General features: G+C 71.5%; 24 protein-coding genes. 19 read left to right on the top strand and 5 right to left on the bottom strand.

Going from position 1 to position 23,590, the window contains the following annotated elements; translation table 11 throughout:
• The first annotated feature begins 69 nt into the window (after window positions 1-69).
• From ACFV6D_RS08790 to ACFV6D_RS08735, 12 genes are all read left to right on the top strand, one after another.
• Entirely contained in the window at window positions 70-1,347 is a 1,278-nt protein-coding gene (locus tag ACFV6D_RS08790) for an MraY family glycosyltransferase (protein WP_063347807.1), read from the top strand.
• Between the two features lie 302 nt (window positions 1,348-1,649).
• Window positions 1,650-2,093 (top strand): hypothetical protein, encoded by a 444-nt coding sequence (locus tag ACFV6D_RS08785; protein ID WP_063347806.1) that lies wholly within the window; start codon window positions 1,650-1,652, stop codon window positions 2,091-2,093.
• Between the two features lie 285 nt (window positions 2,094-2,378).
• Complete coding sequence (gene atpB / locus ACFV6D_RS08780; RefSeq protein ID WP_063347805.1) at window positions 2,379-3,194, top strand: F0F1 ATP synthase subunit A; 816 nt, start codon at window positions 2,379-2,381, stop codon at window positions 3,192-3,194.
• 90 nt (window positions 3,195-3,284) lie between these two features.
• Window positions 3,285-3,527: an ATP synthase F0 subunit C gene (gene atpE / locus ACFV6D_RS08775; RefSeq protein ID WP_030302757.1), complete on the top strand. Its 243-nt coding sequence runs from the start codon at window positions 3,285-3,287 to the stop codon at window positions 3,525-3,527.
• A 34-nt stretch (window positions 3,528-3,561) separates the two neighbouring features.
• Window positions 3,562-4,122, top strand: coding sequence for a F0F1 ATP synthase subunit B (locus ACFV6D_RS08770; RefSeq protein WP_063347804.1), 561 nt, complete (start codon window positions 3,562-3,564; stop codon window positions 4,120-4,122).
• Entirely contained in the window at window positions 4,119-4,934 is an 816-nt protein-coding gene (locus ACFV6D_RS08765) for a F0F1 ATP synthase subunit delta (RefSeq protein ID WP_063347803.1), read from the top strand. Before ACFV6D_RS08770 ends, ACFV6D_RS08765 begins: the two co-directional genes overlap by 4 nt.
• A 159-nt stretch (window positions 4,935-5,093) precedes the next feature.
• Window positions 5,094-6,668: a F0F1 ATP synthase subunit alpha gene (atpA, locus tag ACFV6D_RS08760; RefSeq protein ID WP_063347802.1), complete on the top strand. Its 1,575-nt coding sequence runs from the start codon at window positions 5,094-5,096 to the stop codon at window positions 6,666-6,668.
• Window positions 6,669-6,700: 32 nt separating this feature from the next.
• Window positions 6,701-7,615, top strand: coding sequence for a F0F1 ATP synthase subunit gamma (locus tag ACFV6D_RS08755; RefSeq protein ID WP_063347801.1), 915 nt, complete (start codon window positions 6,701-6,703; stop codon window positions 7,613-7,615).
• A 2-nt stretch (window positions 7,616-7,617) separates the two neighbouring features.
• Window positions 7,618-9,063 (top strand): F0F1 ATP synthase subunit beta, encoded by a 1,446-nt coding sequence (gene atpD / locus ACFV6D_RS08750; RefSeq protein ID WP_363371902.1) that lies wholly within the window; start codon window positions 7,618-7,620, stop codon window positions 9,061-9,063.
• Window positions 9,064-9,245: 182 nt separating this feature from the next.
• Complete coding sequence (locus ACFV6D_RS08745) at window positions 9,246-9,629, top strand: F0F1 ATP synthase subunit epsilon (protein WP_063347799.1); 384 nt, start codon at window positions 9,246-9,248, stop codon at window positions 9,627-9,629.
• A gap of 149 nt (window positions 9,630-9,778) precedes the next feature.
• The gene (locus tag ACFV6D_RS08740) at window positions 9,779-10,279 is read left to right on the top strand and encodes a DUF2550 domain-containing protein (protein WP_063347798.1); all 501 of its coding nucleotides are present in this window, start codon (window positions 9,779-9,781) and stop codon (window positions 10,277-10,279) included.
• A 217-nt stretch (window positions 10,280-10,496) separates the two neighbouring features.
• A complete protein-coding gene (locus tag ACFV6D_RS08735) occupies window positions 10,497-11,069 on the top strand; it encodes a cob(I)yrinic acid a,c-diamide adenosyltransferase (RefSeq protein ID WP_063347797.1) in 573 nt (190 codons plus the stop codon).
• Between the two features lie 10 nt (window positions 11,070-11,079).
• Here ACFV6D_RS08735 and ACFV6D_RS08730 read toward each other — a convergent pair whose 3' ends face one another.
• The gene (locus tag ACFV6D_RS08730) at window positions 11,080-11,682 is read right to left on the bottom strand and encodes a hypothetical protein (RefSeq protein WP_363371907.1); all 603 of its coding nucleotides are present in this window, start codon (window positions 11,680-11,682) and stop codon (window positions 11,080-11,082) included.
• A gap of 156 nt (window positions 11,683-11,838) precedes the next feature.
• On the opposite strand from ACFV6D_RS08730, the gene ACFV6D_RS08725 reads away from it, so the two are divergent.
• The 5 genes from ACFV6D_RS08725 to ACFV6D_RS08705 all read left to right on the top strand — a co-directional run bounded on the left by ACFV6D_RS08725 (window position 11,839) and on the right by ACFV6D_RS08705 (window position 18,184).
• Window positions 11,839-13,041 (top strand): sensor histidine kinase, encoded by a 1,203-nt coding sequence (locus tag ACFV6D_RS08725; RefSeq protein WP_380558960.1) that lies wholly within the window; start codon window positions 11,839-11,841, stop codon window positions 13,039-13,041.
• Window positions 13,038-13,688, top strand: coding sequence for a response regulator transcription factor (locus ACFV6D_RS08720; RefSeq protein ID WP_063347795.1), 651 nt, complete (start codon window positions 13,038-13,040; stop codon window positions 13,686-13,688). The genes ACFV6D_RS08725 and ACFV6D_RS08720 overlap by 4 nt, the downstream gene beginning before the upstream one ends.
• Window positions 13,689-13,941: 253 nt before the next feature.
• The gene (locus ACFV6D_RS08715) at window positions 13,942-14,811 is read left to right on the top strand and encodes a 3-hydroxyacyl-CoA dehydrogenase family protein (RefSeq protein WP_063347794.1); all 870 of its coding nucleotides are present in this window, start codon (window positions 13,942-13,944) and stop codon (window positions 14,809-14,811) included.
• Window positions 14,812-15,198: 387 nt separating this feature from the next.
• Window positions 15,199-15,519 (top strand): STAS domain-containing protein, encoded by a 321-nt coding sequence (locus ACFV6D_RS08710; protein WP_063347793.1) that lies wholly within the window; start codon window positions 15,199-15,201, stop codon window positions 15,517-15,519.
• A 280-nt stretch (window positions 15,520-15,799) separates the two neighbouring features.
• A complete protein-coding gene (locus ACFV6D_RS08705) occupies window positions 15,800-18,184 on the top strand; it encodes an ATP-binding protein (protein ID WP_380558958.1) in 2,385 nt (794 codons plus the stop codon).
• 4 nt (window positions 18,185-18,188) lie between these two features.
• Here the strand turns inward: ACFV6D_RS08705 and nucS are convergent, their stop codons facing one another.
• A complete protein-coding gene (gene nucS, locus ACFV6D_RS08700; RefSeq protein WP_063347791.1) occupies window positions 18,189-18,848 on the bottom strand; it encodes an endonuclease NucS in 660 nt (219 codons plus the stop codon).
• Window positions 18,849-19,328: 480 nt separating this feature from the next.
• On the opposite strand from nucS, the gene ACFV6D_RS08695 reads away from it, so the two are divergent.
• Window positions 19,329-19,721, top strand: a complete 393-nt coding sequence (locus ACFV6D_RS08695; protein WP_063347790.1) for an SCO5389 family protein — start codon at window positions 19,329-19,331, stop codon at window positions 19,719-19,721.
• 137 nt (window positions 19,722-19,858) lie between these two features.
• On the opposite strand, the gene ACFV6D_RS08690 is transcribed toward ACFV6D_RS08695, so the two are convergent.
• A complete protein-coding gene (locus ACFV6D_RS08690) occupies window positions 19,859-21,007 on the bottom strand; it encodes an LLM class flavin-dependent oxidoreductase (RefSeq protein WP_063351134.1) in 1,149 nt (382 codons plus the stop codon).
• 391 nt (window positions 21,008-21,398) lie between these two features.
• On the opposite strand from ACFV6D_RS08690, the gene ACFV6D_RS08685 reads away from it, so the two are divergent.
• Window positions 21,399-21,722 (top strand): hypothetical protein, encoded by a 324-nt coding sequence (locus ACFV6D_RS08685; RefSeq protein ID WP_063347789.1) that lies wholly within the window; start codon window positions 21,399-21,401, stop codon window positions 21,720-21,722.
• A gap of 16 nt (window positions 21,723-21,738) precedes the next feature.
• Here the strand turns inward: ACFV6D_RS08685 and ACFV6D_RS08680 are convergent, their stop codons facing one another.
• Together ACFV6D_RS08680 and ACFV6D_RS08675 are read right to left on the bottom strand one after the other, a co-directional pair.
• Window positions 21,739-22,506, bottom strand: a complete 768-nt coding sequence (locus ACFV6D_RS08680; protein ID WP_063347788.1) for an ABC transporter permease subunit — start codon at window positions 22,504-22,506, stop codon at window positions 21,739-21,741.
• A 1-nt stretch (window position 22,507) separates the two neighbouring features.
• On the bottom strand, window positions 22,508-23,512 hold the full coding sequence (locus tag ACFV6D_RS08675) for an ABC transporter ATP-binding protein (RefSeq protein ID WP_380336731.1): 1,005 nt from the start codon (window positions 23,510-23,512) through the stop codon (window positions 22,508-22,510).
• Window positions 23,513-23,590 lie beyond the last annotated feature (78 nt).

Below are 23,590 nucleotides of genomic sequence, written 5' to 3'. Positions count from 1 at the left end.
TCGAACCCCGGGAACGCAGGGGAGTACCTTCGGTACCTCCCCGTTGGACAGTGACGCAGGAGGCCGGTGGTGCGTGAGTATCTGCTGGTGCTGTTCTGCACCGCCGCCGTCACCTACCTGTTGACCGGCCCGGTCCGGAAGTTCGCCATCGCGGCCGGCGCCATGCCGCCGGTCCGCGCCCGCGACGTGCACCGCGAGCCGACGCCGCGGCTCGGCGGGATCGCCATGTTCGGCGGGCTGTGCGCGGGCATCCTGGTCGCCTCGCAGCTGGACAACCTGAGCAAGGTGTTCTCGCAGGGCACCGACATCCGCGCGCTGCTGTCCGGCGCCGGGATCATGTGGCTGCTCGGGGTGCTCGACGACAAGTGGGGCGTGGACGCGCTGGTGAAGCTCGGCGGCCAGATGATCGCCGCCGGTGTGATGGTCTGGCAGGGCGTCACGGTGATCACCCTCCCGGTGCCCGGTGTCGGCGCGGTCGCGGTGAGCCCCACCCAGGGCATGGTCATCTCGGTCACCCTGGTCGTCGTCATGGTCAACGCGGTGAACTTCATCGACGGCCTGGACGGCCTGGCGGGCGGCATGGTCTGCATCGCCGCGATGGCGTTCTTCCTGTACAGCTACCGGCTCTGGTACGGCTACACGATCACCGACGCGGCGCCCGCGGTGTTGTTCAGCGTGCTGCTGATCGGCATGTGCCTGGGCTTCCTGGCGCACAACATGCACCCCGCGCGGATCTTCATGGGCGACTCCGGCTCGATGATGCTGGGCCTGATGCTGGCCGTGGCCGCGATCTCCATCACCGGCCGCGTCGACCCGGACCTGATCAGCAGCGAGACCGGTTCGCAGACCGCGACCGTGCACGCCCTGGTGCCGATCTACATCCCGCTGCTGCTGCCGCTGACGGTCATCGCGCTGCCGCTGGCGGACCTGCTGCTCGCGGTGGTGCGCCGCACCTGGGCCGGCCAGTCGCCGTTCGCCGCGGACAAGCGCCACCTGCACCACCGGCTGCTCCAGGTCGGGCACTCGCACAGCCGTGCGGTCCTGATCATGTACTTCTGGGCCGCGCTGATCGCCTTCGGCACGGTGGCCTTCTCGGTCACCAACACCGGCCGCACCGTGGTGCTGACGCTCGCCGGGCTCTGCCTGGTCGGCCTGGTGGTGCTGCTGACGCCGCAGTTCCGGCCGCGCGCGCCGAAGGCGGTGCAGGCCTTCGTCCCGCCGCGCTACCGGCGCCGTCCGCCCGCCCCCATGGCCGAACTGTCGGCAAAGGACAAGCAACTTCTCGGTGAAGCCGACCGGGGAGCCTCCGCGCTCGACGACCACGGCCGGACCACCGGCCGCCGCTAGCAAGGCAGTTGATGTTCCGTCGGATGGCCTCACCCGTTCGGCTGTACCGTTGCGCCGTCGGTGTGACAGGTGCCACACATTCATGGTAAAGCTCTCATCAAATAGTTTGTGATACCGTTCACGAGTACCGAGAACACGCCGAAAGACCTGACAGGTGGAGGACTTCCGTCCCTGGTCGGTCTCCCTCGACGGGCCCGCCGCTCCAGCGGGCGGCCCGGGCGGCGGCCTCTCGGTCCGGTGTCACCCACCACCTTCTGTGCCCCGTCCCCCCGTCTCATCGACATGCCGCCGGAGCTGCCGACATGCCGTCCACCGACGCCCGGATCCTCCGAGGCGCCGCGATTCCCACTGCGGCCGCCGGGATCATCGCCATGGCGATCTCGTTCGCCGTCGCCGGCGGGAAGGGGCTGCTCGGCGCCCTCTTCGGCGCGCTGCTGGTGATGGCCTTCTTCAGTTCCGGCCAGGTCGCGCTCGACCGCCTGACCAGGTCGAACCCGCAGATCATGATGGCCGCGGCGCTCCTGGTGTACACCACGCAGATCCTGCTGGTCGGCATCGTCCTGGCCGTCTTCAAGGACACCGGGCTCTTCAACCGGCAGGCCTTCGCCTTCACGCTGCTCGGCTGCGCGCTGATCTGGACGGGGTTCCAGGTGCGTGGCGCGCTGAAGGCCAAGACCTTCTACGTCGACCCCGACGCCTCGGAAAAGAAGGGTGACAAGCCTTCCGACTCGGGGCGTCAACAGTGACGAGGCCCGACTGTCCCCCCAACGAGGGGGGCGGTGTTTATGCCGCACTGACGGACTGCTATCGTCCGTCGCAACAACGGAGTACGGGAAGCGGCCAGGTCTGTCCGAACAGCGGACGGATCGCCCCCCGAATCCGCGCAGTCTTCGATGATCCCGCTGTGGTGCGGCGCACCGGCGCGCGGGATCCGCGAGAAACCCATCAAGTTTCAGTGCCGCTCCGTGGCCGCAGGCCACGCCGACACACCGAGGTTGCCGTAACCATGCGTCACGACGAAGGAGTCCGTGGTGAGTGCTGATCAGCTCACGTTCCTCGCCTCAGGCAGTTGCCACTTCGGGGACGCTGGCTGCGGCTTCCCGGCCCCGGGTCTGAACGAGTTCCAGTTCAAGCCGATCTTCTCGATCGGCAGCATCGAGTTCAACAAGCCGATGCTGCTGTCGGTCATCGTTGCGCTCCTGGTCGTCGTCTTCTTCTGGGCCGCCTTCGCCAAGCCGCGCCTGGTCCCCGGCAAGCTGCAGCTGGTCGGCGAGATCGGCTACGACTTCGTCAAGCGCTCCATCGTGCTGGAGACGATCGGCAAGAAGGGCGAGAAGTACGTCCCGATGCTCGTCTCGATGTTCTTCTTCATCTGGTTGATGAACATCATGTCGATCATCCCGTTCGCACAGTTCCCCGTGACGGCGGCGATCGCGTTCCCGGCCGGCCTCGCGGCGGTCGTGTGGATCACCTACATGACGCTGACCTTCAAGAAGCACGGCTTCGTCGGCGGTCTCAAGAACCTCTGCTGGCCCTCGGGCATCCCCGGCTGGGTCATGTTCATCCTGGTGCCGATCGAGTTCTTCTCGAACATCTTCGTGCGCCCCTTCACGCTCGCGGTCCGAGCCTTCGCGAACATGTTCGCGGGCCACCTGCTGGTCGTGATGTTCTCCGTTGCCTCCTGGTACCTGCTCAGCCCGACCCTGGGTGCGCTCTACGGCTCGGCCTCGTTCGTCGTCGCCGTCGGCCTGACCGCCTTCGAGCTGCTGGTCCAGTTCCTGCAGGCCTACATCTTCGTGATGCTCGCCAGCAGCTACATCGCCGGTGCCCTCGAAGAGGCGCACTGAGCCAGGGGGCCCCGGCCCTCCTGAACCACTCCCGGAACGCCCGGTGGCCAATCACCACCGGTACACCATCCCCGCAAAGGACACACTGCAATGAGCATGCTCGCTGAGGTCGGCGTCTACGGTTCCGTCGCTTCGATCGGTTACGGCCTCGCCGCGATCGGCCCCGGCATCGGTGTCGGTCTCATCTTCGGTAACGGTGTGCAGGCGATGGCCCGCCAGCCCGAGGCTGCCGGCCTGATCCGCTCCAACATGTTCATCGGCTTCGCGCTGACCGAGGCGCTCGCCCTCATCGGCATCGTCATGCCGTTCGTCTTCGGCCAGGGCCCCAAGTAATCCCCGGCGTAGACCCTTCGAGGAAGGTCCAGATATGAGCGTCGTGGCTCAGCTTGCGGAGACGGAGGAGATCATGAATCCTCTCCTGCCCGCGTGGCCCGAGATCATCATCGGCCTGCTCTGCTTCTTCATCGTCTTCGGCCTGCTCGGCAAGAAGCTCCTCCCCAGCATCGAGAAGGTGCTGTCGGAGCGTCGGGACGCCATCGAAGGCGGCATGGAGCGCGCCGAGGCCGCCCAGGCCGAGGCCCAGGCCCTGCTTGAGCAGTACCGCGCCGAGCTCGCCGAGGCGCGTCACGAGGCTGCCCGCATCGTCGAGCAGGCTCGCGAGCAGGGCGCTGCCCAGCTCACCGAGATGCGCGAGGAGGGCCAGCGTCAGCGCGAGGCCATCGTCGCCGCCGGCCACGCGCAGATCGAGGCCGACAAGAAGCAGGCGACCGCCGTCCTGCGCCAGGACGTGGGTTCGCTGGCCTCCCAGCTGGCTTCCCGCATCGTGGGTGAGTCCCTTGAGGACAGCGCTCGGCAGAGCGGCGTGATCGACCGTTTCCTGGACGAGCTGGAGGCCAAGGCCGCCGTTGCTCAGGGTGCGGCCAAGTGATCGGCGCCAGCCGCGAGGCCCTCGCCGCCGGCCGGCAGAACCTGGAGAGCCTGACCGACTCCACCTCGGTGGACGCGGCCAAGCTCGCCGAGGAGCTCACCGCCGTCACGGCCGTGCTGGACCGTGAGGTGTCGCTGCGCCGTGTCCTGACCGACCCGTCCCGGTCGGGTCAGGACAAGGCCCAGCTGGTCTCCTCGCTGCTGACCGGTCAGGTCTCCGGCGAGACCGTCGACCTCGTCTCCGGTCTGGTCCGCTCCCGCTGGTCGGGCTCGCGCGACCTGGTGGACGGGACCGAGGAGCTGGCCGCGTACGCCGAGGTCATCGCGGCGGACAGGGCAGGCGCTCTGGACGACGTCGAGGACGAGCTGTTCCGGTTCAGCCGGGTGGTGAGCGGCTCGCACGAGCTGCGCGCCGCGCTGACCGAGCCGAAGGCCGGCATCGCCCCGAAGGCCGCGCTGATCAACAAGCTGCTCGGCGGCCGCGCCCACGCGGGCACCGTCCGGCTGGTCACGGCCATCGTCAACGCGCCGCGTGGCCGTAGCCTGGAGCAGGGCCTGGAGTCCTACTCGAAGCTCGCCGCCGCGCGCCGCGGCCGCGTGGTGGCCCTGGTCACCACCGCGGTGCCGCTGTCGGACACCCAGAAGGAGCGCCTGTCCGGTGCTCTGGCCCGGATGTACGGCCGCCAGGTCCACCTGAACATCGACGTCGACCCCGAGGTCGTCGGCGGTGTCCGGGTGCAGGTCGGCGACGAGATCATCGACGGCACCGTGTCGAGCCGCCTCGAAGGCGCTCGCCAGTCGCTCGAAGGCTGAGCACCGAAGCAGCAGCACATCCGACCCTCGGTCGGGAAACCGGCTCCCCAAGGAGCCGGCACATCGGACGGCCGGTTCGGCAGACCCGGCCGAGAGTCGAATACTTGCGGCCCTCAATGGCGGGCCGAGGATCGCAAACTAGGAGAGCAGGGAAGCCTGATGGCGGAGCTTACGATCCGTCCGGAGGAGATCCGGGACGCGCTGGCCGACTTTGTCCAGTCGTACCAGCCGGACGCCGCTTCTGTGGAAGAGGTCGGCACGGTCACTGACGCGGCGGACGGCATCGCGCATGTCGAGGGCCTGCCCTCGGTCATGGCGAACGAGCTGCTGAGGTTCGAGGACGGCACGCTCGGCCTCGCGCTGAACCTCGACACCCGCGAGATCGGTGTCGTCATCCTCGGCGAGTTCGGTGGCATCGAAGAGGGCCAGACCGTGCGCCGCACCGGCGAGGTCCTCTCGGTTCCGGTCGGCGACGGCTACCTCGGCCGCGTCGTGGACCCGCTGGGCAACCCGATCGACGGTCTGGGTGACATCGCCTCCACCGGCCGTCGTGCCCTGGAGCTGCAGGCCCCCGGCGTCATGGCCCGCAAGTCGGTCAAGCAGCCGCTGCAGACCGGCATCAAGGCCATCGACTCGATGACCCCGATCGGCCGTGGCCAGCGTCAGCTGATCATCGGTGACCGCCAGACCGGCAAGACCGCGGTGGCCGTCGACACGATCATCAACCAGCGCGACAACTGGCGCTCGGGCGACCCGGAGAAGCAGGTCCGCTGCATCTACGTCGCCGTGGGCCAGAAGGGCTCCACCATCGCGTCCGTCCGCGGCGCCCTGGAGGAGGCCGGCGCGCTGGAGTACACCACCATCGTGGCTGCTCCCGCCTCCGACCCGGCCGGCTTCAAGTACCTCGCCCCGTACACCGGTTCGGCCATCGGCCAGGAGTGGATGTACGACGGCAAGCACGTCCTGATCATCTTCGACGACCTGTCGAAGCAGGCCGAGGCCTACCGCTCCGTGTCGCTGCTGTTGCGCCGTCCGCCGGGCCGCGAGGCCTACCCGGGCGACGTCTTCTACCTGCACTCCCGCCTGCTGGAGCGCTGCGCCAAGCTGAACGACGCCCTGGGCGGCGGCTCGATGACCGGTCTGCCGATCATCGAGACCAAGGCCAACGACGTCTCGGCGTACATCCCGACCAACGTCATCTCCATCACCGACGGCCAGTGCTTCCTGGAGTCCGACCTGTTCAACGCCGGCATCCGCCCGGCCGTGAACGTCGGCATCTCGGTCTCCCGCGTCGGTGGCTCCGCCCAGATCAAGGCCATGCGCTCGGTCGCCGGCCGTCTGCGTCTGGACCTCGCCCAGTACCGCGAGCTGGAGGCCTTCGCCGGCTTCGGTTCCGACCTGGACGCGGCCTCCAAGGCCCAGCTGGCGCGCGGTGCGCGCATGGTCGAGCTGCTGAAGCAGGGCCAGTACCAGCCGTTCCCGGTCGAGGAGCAGGTCGTCTCCATCTGGGCCGGCACCACCGGCAAGCTGGACGACGTCCCGGTCGCCGAGATCCGCCGCTTCGAGCGCGAGTTCCTGGACCACGTGCGCCTCCAGCACAAGGACCTGCTCGCGGGCATCGTCGAGACCGGTCTGCTCGCCGAGGGCACCGTCGACGCGCTGACCACGGCCATCGACGCCTTCAAGCAGGGGTACCAGACCGCCGACGGCAAGCTGCTCTCCGAGCAGGCCTGAGTCCGGTAGCGAGGGAAAGGACGTAACGACCCATGGGAGCACAGCTTCGGGTCTACAAGCGCCGGATCCGCTCTGTCACCGCGACGAAGAAGATCACCAAGGCGATGGAGATGATCTCCGCGGCGCGCATCGGCAAGGCGCAGCGCGCGGTGGCCGCCTCCGCCCCGTACGCCGATGAGCTCACCCGGGCGGTGACGGCGGTGGCCACCCGGTCCAACGCCAAGCACCCGCTCACCACCGAGAACCCGAACGCCACGCGTGCCGCCGTCCTGCTGATCACGGCGGACCGCGGCCTGGCGGGCGGTTACTCGTCCAACGCCATCAAGGCGGCGCTGGCGCTCACCGAGCGCCTGCGCGGCGAGGGCAAGGACGTGGTGACCTACATCGTCGGTCGGAAGGGTCTGTCGTACTACACCTTCCGTGACCTGGCGGTCGGGAACTCGTGGACGGGCTTCTCGGACAAGCCGACCTACGGTGACGCGAAGACGGTCGCGGGCGAGCTGATCGAGGCCTTCACGGCCGAGACCGGCGGCGTGGACGAACTCCACGTGGTCTCGACCGAGTTCGTGTCGATGCTGACGCAGGACGCGGTGGACGCCCGACTGCTGCCGCTGAAGCTGGACGAGGTCCAGCTCAGCGACCAGACGTCGGCCAAGGCCGAGATCTTCCCGCTGTACGACTTCGAGCCGTCGGCGGAGGGCGTCCTCGACGCGCTGCTGCCGCGGTACGTCGAGAGCCGGATCTACAACGCGCTGCTGCAGTCGGCCGCCTCCGAGCACGCCGCCCGCCGCCGCGCGATGAAGAGCGCGACGGACAACGCCGGCGAGCTCATCAAGTCGCTCACGCGGCTTGCCAACTCGGCCCGTCAGGCCGAGATCACCCAGGAAATCAGCGAGATCGTCGGCGGTGCCAACGCCCTCGCCGACGCTAGCCGCGGGAGCGAATGAGAATGACCACCACTGTTGAGCCGACCACGGCGACGGGCCGCGTCGCGCGGGTCATCGGCCCGGTCGTCGACGTGGAGTTCCCCGTCGACGCCATTCCGAACATGTTCAACGCCCTGCACGTCGAGGTGGAGAACCCCGACGGCTCGGGCAAGAAGACCCTGACCCTCGAGGTCGCCCAGCACCTGGGCGACGGCATGGTCCGCGGCATCTCGATGCAGCCGACCGACGGTCTGGTCCGTGGCACCCAGGTCACCGACACCGGTGCCGCCATCTCGGTGCCCGTCGGCCAGATCACCAAGGGCAAGGTCTTCAACGCCCTCGGCGACGTGCTGAACGTGGACCAGAAGGAGTTCGACCAGCAGGTCGAGGTCCGCTGGCCGATCCACCGCAAGGCGCCGGCGTTCAAGGACCTCGAGTCCAAGACCGAGATGTTCGAGACCGGCATCAAGGTCATCGACCTCCTCACCCCGTACGTCCAGGGTGGCAAGATCGGTCTGTTCGGTGGTGCCGGTGTCGGCAAGACCGTTCTGATCCAGGAGATGATCTACCGCGTCGCCGAGAACTTCGGTGGTGTGTCGGTGTTCGCCGGCGTCGGCGAGCGCACCCGTGAGGGCAACGACCTCATCGACGAGATGGTCGACTCGGGCGTTCTGGACAAGACCGCGCTGGTCTTCGGCCAGATGGACGAGCCGCCGGGCACCCGTCTGCGCGTCGCGCTCTCCGCGCTGACCATGGCGGAGTACTTCCGTGACGTCGAGAAGCAGGACGTGCTCCTCTTCATCGACAACATCTTCCGGTTCACCCAGGCCGGTTCCGAGGTGTCGACCCTGCTCGGCCGCATGCCCTCCGCGGTGGGCTACCAGCCGAACCTGGCCGACGAGATGGGCCTCCTCCAGGAGCGCATCACCTCGACCCGCGGTCACTCGATCACCTCGATGCAGGCGATCTACGTCCCCGCGGACGACCTGACCGACCCGGCCCCGGCCACCACCTTCGCCCACCTGGACGCGACGACCGTTCTGTCGCGCCCGATCTCGGAGAAGGGCATCTACCCGGCCGTCGACCCGCTGGACTCCACGTCCCGCATCCTCGACCCGCGGTACATCGCGCAGACCCACTACGACACGGCCCTCCGTATCAAGGGGATCCTGCAGAAGTACAAGGACCTCCAGGACATCATCGCCATCCTCGGCATGGACGAGCTGTCGGAGGAGGACAAGATCACGGTCCACCGGGCCCGTCGCATCGAGCGCTTCCTCTCGCAGAACACCTACGTGGCGAAGCAGTTCACCGGTGTCGAGGGTTCGACCGTGCCGCTGTCGGAGACCATCGAGGCCTTCAACTCGATCGCCGACGGCAAGTACGACTCCGTCCCGGAGCAGGCCTTCTTCATGTGCGGTGGCATCGAGGACCTCGAGAAGAACGCCGCCGAGCTGGCGAAGAAGTAATCGCGGCCGGTAGCAGCTGAGTGACCGTGAGGGGTGGCCCCGAGCCCGGGACCACCCCTCACGTCGCATCGGCTGTGATTCCGGTCAAATCCGTGCCGCCGGTTTCATGCCGGGGGCGCGCGGCCGTTATTCTTACCGAAACTCCCGAGTAATCGGGGGTTGCATGAGCCTAGGAGCCCACGTTGGCTGAGCTGCACGTCGAGCTGGTCGCAGCCGACCGCAAGGTGTGGTCCGGTGCGGCCACCATCGTCGTCGCCCGTACGGCCTCCGGCGACACCGGCATCATGCCGGGTCACACCCCGGTGCTGAGTGTGCTGGAGACCGGTCCGGTCACCATCCGCACGACGGACGGCGGCACCGTGATCGCCGCGGTGCACGGCGGCTTCATCTCCTTCGCCGACAACAAGCTGTCTCTGCTCGCGGAGATCGCCGAGCTGGCGGACGAGATCGACGTCGCCCGCGCCGAGCGCGCGCTGGAGCAGGCCAAGTCGGGCCTGGACGAGCACGCCGAGCGGCGCGCCGAGGTCCGCCTGTTCGCGGCGCGCGGCCTCAAGGCCCACGTCTGAGTGCGCCAAGACCCCGGTTCAGCGGGGTCGACCGACGGTCCCGGGGACGCGTGAGCGTGACCCCGGGACTGTCGTCGTAGTTGGTAGGTCAACGCGGTCGCTTGATACGACCGATACGGGGAACGCGGGTAGCGAGGAGGTAGGTGAGCATGGTCCTCGCGCTTGTGGTGTGTGCGGCGGTCGTGGCGCTGGGTGTGATCGGCCTGGTGGCGTTCGCGGTACGACGCCGCCTGATCCAGCGGGTCGGCGGCACGTTCGACTGCAGTTACCGACTCAAAATGCCCGCCGACGCCTCGACGCAGCCCGACCTCGACGAGAACGGCAAACCCACCTCGGCCCCGGTCCCCCAGACCGACGGCAAGGGGTGGGTTTTTGGTATCGGCCGCTACAGCGGTGACTCGATCGAGTGGTTCCGGGTCTTCTCGTACGCCCCGCGCCCGCGCAGGGTGCTGCCGCGCCGGGAGATCGAGGTGCTCGGCCGGCGCTACCCGGAGGGCCAGGAGGAGCTCGCCCTGCTCTCCGGCTCGGTGGTGCTGCGCTGCCTGCACAACGGGGAGCCGCTGGAGCTGGCGATGAGCGAGGACGCGCTCACCGGCTTCCTCGCCTGGCTGGAGGCCGCCCCGCCCGGGCAGAGGGTCAACGTCGCGTAGCGACGGACCCTCGGGGTGGGGGTACCCCCGGCCGGAGGCTGGGGGAGGTGAACGTCGCGTAGCGGCGGGACCCTCGGGGTGGGGGTACCCCCGGCCGGAGGCTGGGGGAGGTGAACGTCGCGTAGCGACGGACCCTCGGGGTGGGGGCACCCCCGGCCGCCGGGCTGATCCCCGCTCGGGGTTAACGCCGCCTAACCCGTCCGGCTACGCTGGCCGCATGGTGAATCTGACGCGCATCTACACCCGTACCGGCGACGACGGCACCACCGCGCTCGGCGACATGAGCCGGACCACCAAGACCGATCCCCGCCTGGCGGCGTACGCCGACACCAACGAGGCGAACGCGGCGATCGGGGTGGCCGTCGCGGCCGGATCGCTGCCCGAGGACATCGTCACGGTGCTCGTCCGGATCCAGAACGACCTGTTCGACGTCGGCGCGGACCTGTCCACGCCGGTGGTCGAGGACCCGAAGTACCCGCCGCTGCGGGTGCTGCCGTCGTACATCGACCGGCTGGAGGGGGACTGCGACCACTACCTGGAGCAGTTGGAGAAGCTGCGCAGCTTCATCCTGCCCGGCGGTACGCCCGGCGCGGCCTACCTGCACCTGGCCTGCACGGTGGTGCGGCGGGCCGAGCGGGCCACCTGGGCGGCGATCGCGGAGCACGGGGACAGCGTCAACCCGCTGACCGCGAAGTACCTCAACCGGCTCTCCGACCTGCTGTTCATCCTGGCCCGGGCGGCCAACAAGGAGCGCGGCGACGTGCTCTGGGTGCCGGGCGAGAACCGCTAGGGAGAGTCACTCAGAGCCGCTTCTCCGGGACGCCGGCGACGGGCTGCTCGGCGATCGGGGCGTGCGCGTCCTGCTCGCCGGCCGGCGGCTGCTTGGGCCAGAGCGTGTAACTGACGGCGATGACCACGTTGACCACGGCGGCGATGCCCAGCTTGAGGTACCACTGGAGGAAGGTGCCGAAGTGCGCGGAGCCTCCCGACAGCGGCACCAGCAGGGTGATCAGGCTCAGCGTGATCACGGCCGAGACCACCGTGCGGCGGCAGATCTGCCACTCGTACCGGGACCGCTCCGCGCCGTACTTCGGTGAGCGCGGCGGCTTGGGGCCGCCGGCGAAGCGGTACATGAAGTGCCGGTCGGCCCAGCGGACCAGGGAGGGCCCGTACCCGATGGAGAAGCCCGCGTAGCTCGCCGCGAGGGCGTGCGTCCAGCTCGCGGCGGCGCCGCCGCGCAGGTCGAGCACGGTGAGCGCGTACAGGGTGAGGTCCACCACCGGCAGGCCGACCAGCAGGGCGGTGCTGGTGCGGCGCCACCGCAGCAGGTAGCGGGCGGCGAGACCGAGGCCGAGCAGGATCCAGAAGGAGATCTCGGCCGCGACGATGAGGGTGACGATCACGTTGTGCTCCCGGGCGGTCGGCGGTGCCTCCAGCCTGGCGCGCGGGCGTGGCCGCGTCGTCGTCGCCGGGTGCCGTCCCGGCCTGCACCTTTCGATGTACGGCTGCTCCTCCGGGGACGGGAGCCGCCCGGCGCCCGGGGATGGTGAGATGGGGGTGTGCTGAGACCGACCCTCACCCCGCGCCAGGAGGACCGGGGGATCGCCCTGCTCGGTCTGTTCGGCGGAGCGCTGCTGGTCGCGCTCCAGGTCTACGACAACTCCTCGCGGATCCCGCGCTGGGCGGTGGTGCCGTCGCTGCTGGTGATGGCGGTGCTGGAGCTGTTCCGCCGGACCAGGCCGGTGCTCACCACGACGCTGGGCGGGCTCGCCTTCGGGTGCAGCATCTTCACCGGCGCCCTGCTGGCGACCAGTCTGATGTACACCGACCTGCTCTACGCGGCGGTGCTCTACGGCACCCCGAGGATGTCCCGGATCCTGCACCTGACCGGCACGGGCTCGGTGCTGGTGCTGTCCACCCTGGTGCTGATCTACAGCGACGCCTCGAACGCGGCGGCGGTGGTGGTGCTCACCGTGCTGATCTACCTGGCGCCGGTCTGGACCGGGGACGTGGTCCGCAAGCACCGCGACCGGGCGGTGAGCGAGCGGCTGCGGGCCGAACAGACCGCGCTGCTCTCGGAGATGGACCGGCGTGAGGCCGTCGTCGCCGAACGCGCGAGGATGGCACGGGAGTTGCACGACGTGGTGGCCAACCACCTGTCGGCGATCGCGATCCACGCGACCGGTGCGCAGTCCGTCGCCCGGCGCCGTCGGCTGGCCGGGGACGACCCGCTGGTGGAGGTGCTGGCGGTGATCCGGGAGAGCAGCGTCCAGGGTTTGGCCGAAATGCGTCGCATGATCGGACTGCTGCGCGACAGCGGCGGGGGAGAGGCGGACGAGTCGTACGCGGCGCCCGACCTGGCCGCCGTGGACGCCCTGCTGGCCAAGGCCCGGGCGGCCGGTCAGGACGTCGGGCTGGACTTCGAACTCGCCGAGCAGGGCGAGCGCGGGGAGGTCCCGGTGCCGGTCCGGCTGGCCGCGTACCGGATCGTCCAGGAGTCGCTGACCAACGCGCTCAAGCACGCCGGGCCCGGACTGGTCAGCGTGCGGATGGAGTTCGGCCCCGAGGAACTGCGGATCGCCGTCGACAGCCCGTACCGGCACGGACCGGGCCGCGAACTGCCCGGCGCCCGGGCCGGGCTGGTCGGCATGGCGGAGCGGGCCGGGCTGCTCGGCGGCAGCTTCGAGGCGGGGCCACGGAACGACTACTGGAGCGTGCGCGCGGTACTGCCGCGCGGGCGGGAGAGCGGGGCAGGGGCATGACGATCCGGGTGCTGGTGGCCGAGGACCAGGCGGCGGTACGGGCGGCGCTGGTGATGATCCTGCGGGCCGAACCGGACATCGAGGTGGTCGGGCAGGCCGCCGACGGCGAGGAGGCCGTCCGGCTGGCGCTGGAGCTGCGGCCCGACGTGGTGCTGATGGACGTGCAGATGCCCCGGCTGGACGGCGTCTCGGCGACCCGGCAGGTGGTCGCCGCCGGGGCCGGCCAGGTGCTCGTGCTGACCACCTTCGACCTGGACGAGTACGTCTACGGCGCGCTGCGGGCCGGCGCGGCCGGGTTCCTGCTCAAGGACCTGGAGGCGGACACCCTGGTCGAGGGCGTCCGGACGGTGGCACGCGGGGACGGCATGCTGGCGCCCTCGGTGACCAGGCGGCTGATCGGCGCCTTCGCCCGGCCGGACCGGGCGGTCGGGCCGGAAGCCAGGGAGGCGGTGGCCGGACTGACCCCGCGTGAGCGGGAGGTGCTGGCCTGCATCGGGGCCGGGCTGTCCAACGGGGAGATCGCGGCCCGGCTGGAGATGGCGGAGGCGACCACCAAGACGCACGTCAGCCGGATCCTGGCGAAGCTGGGGCTGCGCAACCGGGTGCAGGCGGCGATCCTGGCGCAGGACCTCGGGCTGAGTGTCTGACCGTCCGACCGTCTGATGGTCTGGCCATCCGGTCCGGTCAGATGGCCCGATCGGCTGGTCTGATCAGCTGGTCACGGCGGGTCTGGGTCGCCCGACCAGGTCGGGCGCAGATCACACTCCCGATTGACACCACGGGGCCGGATTGGGCATTAGAGTCCCGGCAACGAGCGACGCGGCTCTCCGGCGGTGACCCCTGCCCTGAGCCGCCTTCAGGGCCCGCCCCAGGGCGGCGACGGCATCGGGAGACCCAGCCATGAGCAATGCGTCCAGCAAGCAGATCGCCGTGATCGGTGCCGGCCTGATGGGCGCCGGCATCGCCCAGGTGTCCGCGCAGGCCGGCCACCCGGTGGTGCTGCGGGACGTCACCGAGGAGGCCCTGCAGCGCGGTCTCGCGGGCATCCGCGCCTCCTACGCGAAGTTCGTCGCCAAGGGCCGGCTGAGCGCCGAGGACGCCGAGGCCGCACTGGGCCGGATCACCACCACCACCGACCTGGGCGCCGTCGCCGAGGCCGACATCGTGGTCGAGGCCGTGTTCGAGCAGTTCGAGGTCAAGGAGGCCGTCTTCCGGGAGCTCGACAAGCTCGCCAAGGACGGCGCGGTGCTGGCCTCCAACACCTCCGCCATCCCGATCACCCGGATCGCCGCCGCCACCCGGCGCCCCGAGTCGGTCGTCGGCGTGCACTTCTTCTCGCCGGTGCCGCTGATGAAGCTGGTCGAGCTGGTCCGCGGCTACAAGACCAGCGACGAGACCCTGGCCGCCGCCCGCGCCTTCGCCGAGGGCGTCGGCAAGGACGTCGTGGTGGTCAACCGGGACGTGGCCGGCTTCGTCACCACCCGCCTGATCACCGCGCTGGTCGTCGAGGCCGCCAAGCTGTACGAGTCGGGCGTCGCCACCGCCGAGGACATCGACACCGCCTGCCGCCTCGGCTTCGGCCACCCGATGGGCCCGCTGGAGACCGCCGACCTGACCGGCGTGGACATCCTGCTGCACGCCGCCCGCAACATCTACGAGGAGACCCAGGACGAGAAGTTCGCCGCCCCGGAGATCATGGCGCGCATGGTCACCGCCGGCGACCTCGGCCGCAAGAGCGGCCGCGGCTTCTACCCGTACGAGGGCAAGTGAGCCCCTGCCGGAACGGGTGAACGACGACGCCCGGCGACCGGGCGGGCCGTGCGGCCGAACACCGTACGGCCCGCCCGGTCGGGGGCGGGTGAGTTTCCTCACGCCAGGTGCCGCAGACGGGTGATTTGGGCGGTAATCGAGCGTAGGTGTGGAGACTGACTGCGTATATTCCCTCGGACGAGTGAAGTTGCTTCAGATCTGGCCGGAACCAGCAACCTGCGCTGCTGGTTCGCCGTCAGAAGAGGGAGACCCGGCCCAGCACGACGAGGCTGCGACCGGACCCGGGCGAGGGGCCACGGCCCGCCCGGATGGACACCCCACCCCCCGCCCCGGCACGGCCGGGTCGGACCACCCCCGTACCGGACCGGTCAGGCGAAGGAGGAGAGCATGCGCATCACCGGCGACCACAGGGCGCTGGCCATCGAAGGCCGCCTCGACGTGCGCACCGCCGCCGACGCGCGTGCCCGGCTGCACCAGGCCGTGGACGGCGGCCTCGGCGACCTCGTGCTCGACCTCGCCCGGCTGGAGTTCTGGGACGCCACCGGCCTCGGCGTGATCATGGGCACCCACCGCAGGGCCGGCCGGATCGGCCGCCGGCTGGTGCTGCGCTCCGTCCCGGCCCAGCTCCAACGGCTGCTGGTGGCCACCAAGCTGCACCGCATCCTGGCCGTCGACGGCGTCACCGAGGCCCAGGGAATCGCCCTCTAGGGCCTGTCCGGTCCTGCCCTCGTTCGGCCTCTGCCCTTGCTCGTTCCCAGCCCGCGTTCGTCCCCTGCCCGGTCTTCGTCCGGCTCCGACCCGGCCCGGATCGGCCGTCGCCCGGCCCCCGACCGGACTGCCCCTGCGCGGGCGGGCCCGGATGTGCAAGAGTCTGCCCGTCAGATGACGGCCGCCTCAGCCAGCTGCCCCCAGCCCGCGCGCGGCCGCGACCGAGACGTCAGCCGACCGGCGCGGGGCGCCGGCGGCCGAGCAGGATGCGGAGCAGAACGTGGCACAGCCAACCGGGGAGTTCCGGCAGGAGGCCGCCCGCACCCGAGGCGGCGAACTCGTCTCCGGCGCCCTGCTGGTCGGCGTCGGCGCCCCGGACGGCTCCGAGGTCAGGCCCTGCCCCGAGGAGTGGCGGCCCCGCCCGCGCCGGATCGAGCGCAGCGAGCCCGCCCGGGGCCCGGTCGGCGGCGTCGGCCGCGCGGTCGGCCCGCTCGCCCTCGGTGCCGGGCCCGCCGACCTGCCGCTGCTCGACCGCGAGGCCGACGTCGCCGAACTCCTCGGCCTGCTCGCCGAGGGCCGCTCGATACGCCTGGTCGGCCAGGCCGGCTCGGGCCGCAGCGCGCTGCTGTCGGCCGTCGCCGAGGCCGCCGCCGACCTCGCCCCCGGCGGCGTCGTCCAGCTCTGCGGGCACCGCCGCACCACCGCCGACCTGCTCCAGGACCTCTTCGCGGCCACCCACCACGCCCCCGGCTACCGGCCCGACCCGGGCCGGCTGGCCGTGCACCTCGCCGAGGTCGGCGCGATCGTGGTCGTCGACGGCGCGGAGCAGTCCGGCGCCGAGCTGGAGGGCCTGCTCGCCATCGCCCCCGGCTGCGCCTTCCTGATCTCCGTCGCCCCCGGGAGCCCGGCGCTGTCGCCCGGCTCCCGCCTGCAGGACCACCTGGTCGCCGGGCTCTCCCGCTCCGCCTGCCTCGCCCTCGCCGCCCGCCAGGCCGGTCGGCCGCTGGACGTCGAGGAGAAGGCCTGGGCGGTCGACCTCTGGTTCGAGTCCGAGGGACTGCCGCTGCGCTTCGTCCAGGCCGCCGCGCTGCTGCGCCAGCGGGATGTCGCGGTGGACGCGCTGGTCGCCGCCGAGGAGGACCGGATGGGGGTCTTCGGCGCGGTCGAGGAGCCCGTCCACGACCCCGACCCGGCCGTCCGCGAGAACGCGCTGCGCCGCACCGTCCCGCTGCCGTCCGTCGCCGAGACCGCCTCACCCGCCGTCCGGCTCGCGGAGGGTCTGAGTGAGCCCGCCCAGGCCGTCCTGAGGCTCGCCGTCGCGCTCGGCGGCGAGTGCCCCACCGCGCCGCACCTGCCCGCGCTGATCGACGTCGGCCAGGGCGAGAGCGCCCTCGCCGAACTCGCCGACGCCGGGCTGGCGGTGTCCATCGGCGGGCACCACCGGCTGACCGCCGGGGTGCTGGACCTGCTCGCCCCGCACTGGCCGGCCCGCGGCTGCCTGGACGGCGCCGCCCAGCACTTCGCCTGGTGGGTCGGGCACAGCTCGGTGTCGCTGGCGCAGGTCGCGGCCGAGGCGGAGGTGGTGGTCGGCGTGCTGGTCGCGGACCGGGAGGCCGGCCGGCACGACGCCGTCGTGCGCCTGGCCCGGGCGGCCGCGCCCGCGCTGGCGCTGGCGCTGCGCTGGGGCGCCTGGGAGCGGGTCCTGCACCTGGGGCTGGAGGCGGCCCGCAGGACGGGCTCCGGCACCGACCAGGCCTGGTTCCACCACGAGGCGGGCGTGCATGCGTTCTGCGTCCAGGAGCCGTCCCGGGCGATGGCCGAGCTGGAGACGGCGCTCACCCTGCGGTCCGCCGCCGGCGAGCAGCGCGGCGTCGCGGCAGCCGGCCGGATGCTGGACCTGCTGCGCGCCGACGGGCGGCAGCTGCCGCCCGCCGCGACCCCCGGGCCGGCGCCCGTGCGGCGGCCCGTCATCCGCGCGATAGCCAAGGTGCCGTCCAGCCTGCGCTCCGGGACCAGGCGCCGGGTGATCGCCGCGTCGGCGGCCGTCCTCGCGCTCGGGGCGCTCGGGACGGCGGTGGCGATGAGCGCCACCGGTCCGGAGCAGCACCCGGGCAACGACCCGCACACCCGGCTCGACGACCCCGACGGCGGGCAGGGCGGGCCGCTCCCGTCGCCGCACGTCGGTGGCCCGACCGCCGGTACCGGTGCCACCGGTACGGGGACGCCGGGGACGGACGCGGGCGGCGGTCCGGCGGCGGACGGGACCAGCCCGGAGCCGTCGCAGAGCGGTGGCGCGTCGCGCTCGCCGAGTGCGTCGAAGAAGCCGAGCCGTGGGCCGAGCGAGACCGCGGGGGCCACCGAGCAGCCGCAGCAGTCGCAGTCGCCCGCACCGGGACAGTCGCAGCCGCCGGCCCAGCAGTCCGGCCCGCCGCCGGGCGGTGGCAGTGGCGGCAGCGGCGGCAGTGGTGGTGCCGGCGGTGGCAGCGGTGGCGGTGGTAACTCCGGGGGCACTCAGCCCGGCGGAGGCGCCAGCACGCCGCCCCCGCCGAAGCCGTCGACCACGTCGCCCTCGGCGACCGCGAGCACACCGCCGCCCGCCACGACGGGCCCCGCGACCGGGACGCCCAGTCCGTCGTCGACGGCGTCCTCGCCGCCCGCGACCTGACCGGTCAGAACAGCTTGAGCTTGTCGTCGTCGATGCCGCGCAGCTCGTCGTAGTCCAGCACCACGCAGCCGATGCCCCGGTCGGTGGCCAGCACGCGGGCCTGGGGCTTGATCTCCTGGGCGGCGAAGATGCCCTTGACCGGGGCCAACAGCGGGTCCCGGTTGAGGAGTTCGAGGTAGCGGGTGAGCTGCTCGACGCCGTCGATCTCACCGCGGCGCTTGATCTCGACGGCCACCGTGGTGCCGTCCGAGTCGCGGCAGAGGATGTCGACCGGGCCGATCGCGGTGGGGTACTCGCGGCGGATCAGGGACCAGCCGGCGCCGAGCACCTCCATCCGGTCCGCGAGCAGCTCCTGGAGGTGCGCCTCGACGCCGTCCTTGATCAGGCCCGGGTCCACCCCGAGTTCGTGGGAGGAGTCGTGCAGCACCTCCTCCAGCGTGATGATGAGCTTCTCGCCGGCCTTGTTCACCACCGTCCAGACCCCGTCCGCCTCCTTGAGCGCGCACGGCGGGGACATCCAGTTGAGCGGCTTGTAGGCGCGGTCGTCGGCGTGGATGCTGACGCTGCCGTCGGCCTTGACCAGGATGAGCCTGGTGGCGGAGGGCAGATGGGCGGAGAGCCGACCGGCATAGTCGACTGAGCAGCGGGCAATTACGAGACGCACGGTCGACCACGCTAGCCCACCGGGGCCAGTTGATGCGATTCCACGACGACCGGGTGAAGAAACCGGGAACCCCGCGAACATGGAGGTTCGGCAATTCCGCGCACCGCCCGTCGCGGTCTGGCGCCCACCCCCTGGGGTCGCTACCGTACGTGACGGCACGCGTGCGGGATCGCTGTCAACGGGGACGGAGACTTCAGATGAACGATCCGACGGGATCCGGCCAATGTGGTGCACCACCGCGTATTTCCAAAGCAATCCACAGGAATGACCGGCCCGTCCCGCCGTTGACTGCCACGCTGTTCCGAGCGCGGTCGGTGTCCGGGACGTCACGTCCCGTGGTGCCGCCGCCTTCGCAGGGTGTCAAAAACGCCCGTTCCACGGCGTTCCGGACACCACGCGCGATCCGCCCACCCTCACTGTGAGCTTGGACTACGCACGACCACCCGGGCGCCGCGCGGGTGGACCGCGAGAGGAGAATCCATGTCGCTCGACGTCTCACCGGCCCTGCTGGAAAAGGCCGAGCGGGGCGAGGTCGACGAGCGGGAATTCGTCGACTGCGTCCGCGTCTCGCTGCCGTACGCCTGGGACCTGATCAGCTCGCTGGTCGCCCAGGCGAAGGTCGACGGTACCGACTTCGCCGACAACCAGGTACCGCCGCCCAGCGAGCAGGCCCGCGGCCAGCTCCTGCGGGCCCTCGCCAGCGACGCCATCCGGGGGGCCCTGCAGCGGCACTTCGGGGTGCGGCTGGCCTTCCAGAACTGTCACCGGGTGGCGGTCTTCCTGCCGTCGGACGCCAACGAGGCGCGGCACGCACGCTTCACCTCGGTCCGGGAGCAGCTGCTCAACCAGTCCGAGGAACTGCGGGACTGCTGACCCGGCAGCACCGCCGATCCCGGGCCCTGGGTCCTGATCGGCCCTAGCGGTCCTGAAGGTCGTCGGGCCGCCCCCGTCCCCCGGTGCGGGGGGAGGGGCGGCGGCCCGGACCGGGCCCGGCCGCTCCACCCCCGGTCTCACCCCAGCTGCGGCAGCACCTCGGAGCCGAGCCGGGCGATGTTGTGCAGGGTCGCCTCGCGCTCGCCGCTGCCCTCCGCGAGCAGCGCGAAGCGGCGGATGCCGGTCCGCTCGGCGGTGGCCAGCAGCCGGTCGGCGCACTGCCGCGGCGTGCCCACCGCGTGCAGGTCGCAGAGGAGTTCGGTGTACTCGCGCGGGTCGCGCATCTTGCGCTCCCGGCCGTCCACGGTGCGGTGGGCGCCGAGCCCGTACTCGAACCAGCCCGGCATGGCGTTCAGCAGGGTGGCGCGGGCCGCCGAGGTGCGGTCGTCGACCTGGGCCACCCCGGCCGCGACGTGCCGGCGGTTCACCCGGCGCAGCTGCTCCTCGCCGCGCCCGGCGGCCAGCCAGGCGGTGCGGTACAGCTCCAGCATGCGCAGCTTGTCGTCGTCGCCGGAGTGCATGCCGAGCAGCATCGGCAGGCCGCGTTCGGCGGCCAGCCGCACCCCGCTCGGCGAGGTGCACGCGACCACCATCGGCGGGCCGGCCACCGGCCGCCCGGACGGGTCGAGTTCCTCACCGACGCCCTCGACGTCCTGGCGCTGGCGCGGGAAGCGCACCGGGCCGGACTGCTCGCCGAGACCGAGCCAGCTGCCCAGTCCCGGCCGGCGCACCGGTTCGGTGGCGCGCGGCACCACCGCCACCTCGGGGAAGGCGAACTGCGGGCCGTCCGCGCCGACCCGGGAGCCGCGCAGCCAGCGCAGCAGCAGGTCCAGCCGCTCCGGGAAGCCGTTCTCGAAGGCGTCCACGCCGCCGCCGAACACGTCCAGGTCGATCCAGGGGCCGCCGCGGCCCACCCCGAGCGTGAAGCGCCCGTCCGAGGTGAGGTGCAGCAGCGCGGCCTGCTCGCCGAGCGCCACCGGGTGGGCGGTGGAGAGCACGCTGACCGCCGTGCCGACGCCGATCCGGCGGGTGCGGCCGAGCAGCAGCGCGGCCAGCGTGGCGGCGTTGGGGCAGACCCCGTACGGGACGAAGTGGTGCTCGGCCAGCCAGACGCTGTCCAGGCCCGCGCGTTCGGCCTCGACGGCGGCCCGGACGGTGCGGTCCAGCGCCTCGCGGTGGCTCTGCCCGGGGAACTGCGCGGACAGCAGGAACGCGCCGACCCGCACCGGCGCGGTGTCCGGCGGGAGCGCGCCCGCCCGCTGCGGCACGGGCAGCGGCTCGCCCGCCGCGGCCGTGACCGGGGCGGGCGAGGTCAGCACCGGGCCGGGGGCGGGCGGCCGGACTCCTACGGGCCGACGGGTCTCGGCGCGGGCGCTGGTCTTGGTCATGGTGGGGCCTCCTCGGGTGCGCGCAGGGTCTGCGGGCCCCGCCTGTTCCCCTTGTGGGTATCCGATGTCATGTGCCAACGGCACGCGGAAACCCGGATTTCGTCGGAGATCGGGTGGATCTCGGCAAAAACGCGGGAGCGTCGGACGATGCCGTGATAGTGGCCTGCCGGAGGGGTGGCCGGCCGTAGGCTGGAACGGCCCCGAAACCCCGGAAGAGAGGTAGTCCGACGTGTCGCCGCGCCGCAACCGGATCAAGAGCGCCGACCCGAGCGGGAGCGCCGAGCAGGCCTCCCCGCTCGGTGGATCGCTGCGCCGCACCGAGAGCCACCAAGGCGACGACTGGGTGGTCCAGACGGTCGCCGGGACGGCCGGGCGGCACTACCGGTGCCCGGGCTGCGACCAGGAGATCCCGCCGGGGATGGGCCACGTGGTGGCCTGGCCGATGCACGGCGCGGGCGTGGACGACCGGCGGCACTGGCACCGCGCCTGCTGGGGCGCGCGGGAGCGCCGGGCCTCCAACGTCCTGCGGGGCCGCGGCGCTCCGCGGTACTGAGCCGGCTGCGCGCCCCCTAGGCATCCCGGTTCTTGAGCACCAGCGCGCCGCCGAGCAGGGCGGCGAGCGTCCAGGCCAGGCAGATCACGAAGCCCGCCCACGGCCCGTACGGCTGGCCGTACTGCTCGTACACCAGCAGCATCCGCGAGCCCGCGTAGTCCGGGAAGTAGTGGGCCAGGGTCTTGACCTTCGGCACCGCGGAGAGGATCGGCGAGAGCAGGAAGAAGAACGGGACCAGTACGCCCAGCGCCAGCGTCTGGCTGTGCAGCATCGTGGTGACGCCGGCCGAGAACAGGCACAGCATCGTCAGGTACAGCGCGGCGCCGAACACCGCGCGCAGCACGTGCGGTTGGTCGAGGCTGGTGGAGTGCGAGCCGAGCAGCGCCTGGCCGGTGAAGAAGGTGACGAAGGCCGTCACCACCGAGACCGCCAGGGCCATCGCGCCGAGCACCACCGCCTTGCCGGTGAGCAGGGTGCCGCGCTGCGGGACGGCGGCCAGGGTGACCCGGATCATGCCGGTGCTGTACTCGTTGCCGATGGCCAGCACGCCGAAGACGATGATGGCGAGCTCGCCGAGCATGATGCCGGAGAAGGCCGTGCCGGTGGCGTCGAAGACGGACTGGTCGCCCCGCCGGAACTCGCCGAAGTTGTTGTTGGTGAGCAGGGACAGCAGCGCGCCGATGCCGACGGTGACGACGAAGGTCAGCGCGAGCGTCCAGACCGTCGAGCGGACGCTGCGGATCTTCGTCCACTCGGAGCGCAGGATCGCCGGGAAGGACGTCATCTCAGTTCTCCTCCTGCCGGGCCGCCGCGGTCTGCGGGGCGCCGTCCGCCTTCCAGCCGGCGCCCCAGACGCCGGGTGCGCCGGCCGCGTCCCGGCCCGGGCCGTCGCCCGCGTGGTACTCCACCGAGTCGGCCGTCATCTGCATGAACGCCTCCTCCAACGAGGCCTGCTGCGGGCTGAGTTCGTGCAGGACGACGCCGTGGGCCGCGGCCAGGTCGCCGAGCCGGGCGAGGTCGCCGTCGACCACCTCGTAGGAGCCGCCGGGCCCGGGCTCGGGCCGGAGCCCGACGCCGGACAGGGCGTCGAGCAGGCGCTCGGGGTGCGGGGTGCGCAGCCGGACGGCGGAGCGGGAGTTGCGTCGGATGAACTCCGGCATCGGCAGGTCGGCGAGCAGCCGGCCCTTGCCGATGACCACCAGGTGGTCGGCGGTGACGGCCATCTCGCTCATCAGGTGGGAGGAGACGAAGACGGTCCGGCCCTCGGTGGCGAGCCGCTTCATCAGGTTGCGGATCCAGAGGATGCCCTCCGGGTCCAGCCCGTTGACCGGCTCGTCGAACATGACGATCTCCGGGTCGCCGAGCAGGGCGGAGGCGATGCCCAGGCGCTGGCCCATGCCGAGCGAGAAGCCGCGGGCCCGCTTGCGGGCGACCGGGGTGAGGCCCACCAGGTTGAGCACCTCGTCCACCCGGCGGGTCGGGATGCGGTTGCTCTGGGCGAGCCAGAGCAGGTGGTCGCGGGCGGTGCGGCCGGGATGGACGGCCTTGGCCTCCAGCAGCGCGCCGATGTACTTGAGCGGTTCGCTGAGTTGCCCGTAGCGCTTGCCGTCGATGGTGACCCGGCCGCTGGTGGGGCGATCGAGGTCGAGGATCATGCGCATGGTGGTGGACTTGCCTGCGCCGTTGGGGCCGAGGAAGCCGGTCACCACGCCCTGCGGGACCTGGAAGCTGAGCCGGTCCACCGCGAGGGTCCTGCCGTAACGTTTTGTCAGGTCGTGCAACTCGATCATTCGCGCTCCCTTACTCTTTGTCAGGCTAGGACAAAGCGGATATCGCGGCCCGCTGAGTGGGCCCGCCGGGCGTGCCGG

This window comes from Kitasatospora sp. NPDC059812 (assembly GCF_042732075.1).
In the GTDB taxonomy this organism is placed as follows: domain Bacteria; phylum Actinomycetota; class Actinomycetes; order Streptomycetales; family Streptomycetaceae; genus Kitasatospora.
Note: the sequence above shows the minus strand (reverse complement) of the source record. Positions and strands in the feature narration are given on the sequence as shown.

Bases quoted from the DNA above. Each gene is read 5' to 3' on its own strand.
- ACFV6D_RS08785 (WP_063347806.1), top strand. From the start codon at position 1,650: ATGCCGTCCACCGACGCCCGGATCCTCCGAGGCGCCGCGATTCCCACT.
- atpE (WP_030302757.1), top strand. From the start codon at position 3,285: ATGAGCATGCTCGCTGAGGTCGGCGTCTACGGTTCCGTCGCTTCGATC.
- ACFV6D_RS08770 (WP_063347804.1), top strand. From the start codon at position 3,562: ATGAGCGTCGTGGCTCAGCTTGCGGAGACGGAGGAGATCATGAATCCT.
- atpA (WP_063347802.1), top strand. From the start codon at position 5,094: ATGGCGGAGCTTACGATCCGTCCGGAGGAGATCCGGGACGCGCTGGCC.
- ACFV6D_RS08755 (WP_063347801.1), top strand. From the start codon at position 6,701: ATGGGAGCACAGCTTCGGGTCTACAAGCGCCGGATCCGCTCTGTCACC.
- atpD (WP_363371902.1), top strand. From the start codon at position 7,618: ATGACCACCACTGTTGAGCCGACCACGGCGACGGGCCGCGTCGCGCGG.
- ACFV6D_RS08740 (WP_063347798.1), top strand. From the start codon at position 9,779: ATGGTCCTCGCGCTTGTGGTGTGTGCGGCGGTCGTGGCGCTGGGTGTG.
- ACFV6D_RS08735 (WP_063347797.1), top strand. From the start codon at position 10,497: ATGGTGAATCTGACGCGCATCTACACCCGTACCGGCGACGACGGCACC.
- ACFV6D_RS08720 (WP_063347795.1), top strand. From the start codon at position 13,038: ATGACGATCCGGGTGCTGGTGGCCGAGGACCAGGCGGCGGTACGGGCG.
- ACFV6D_RS08715 (WP_063347794.1), top strand. From the start codon at position 13,942: ATGAGCAATGCGTCCAGCAAGCAGATCGCCGTGATCGGTGCCGGCCTG.
- ACFV6D_RS08710 (WP_063347793.1), top strand. From the start codon at position 15,199: ATGCGCATCACCGGCGACCACAGGGCGCTGGCCATCGAAGGCCGCCTC.
- ACFV6D_RS08695 (WP_063347790.1), top strand. From the start codon at position 19,329: ATGTCGCTCGACGTCTCACCGGCCCTGCTGGAAAAGGCCGAGCGGGGC.
- ACFV6D_RS08680 (WP_063347788.1), bottom strand. From the start codon at position 22,506: ATGACGTCCTTCCCGGCGATCCTGCGCTCCGAGTGGACGAAGATCCGC.
- ACFV6D_RS08675 (WP_380336731.1), bottom strand. From the start codon at position 23,512: ATGATCGAGTTGCACGACCTGACAAAACGTTACGGCAGGACCCTCGCG.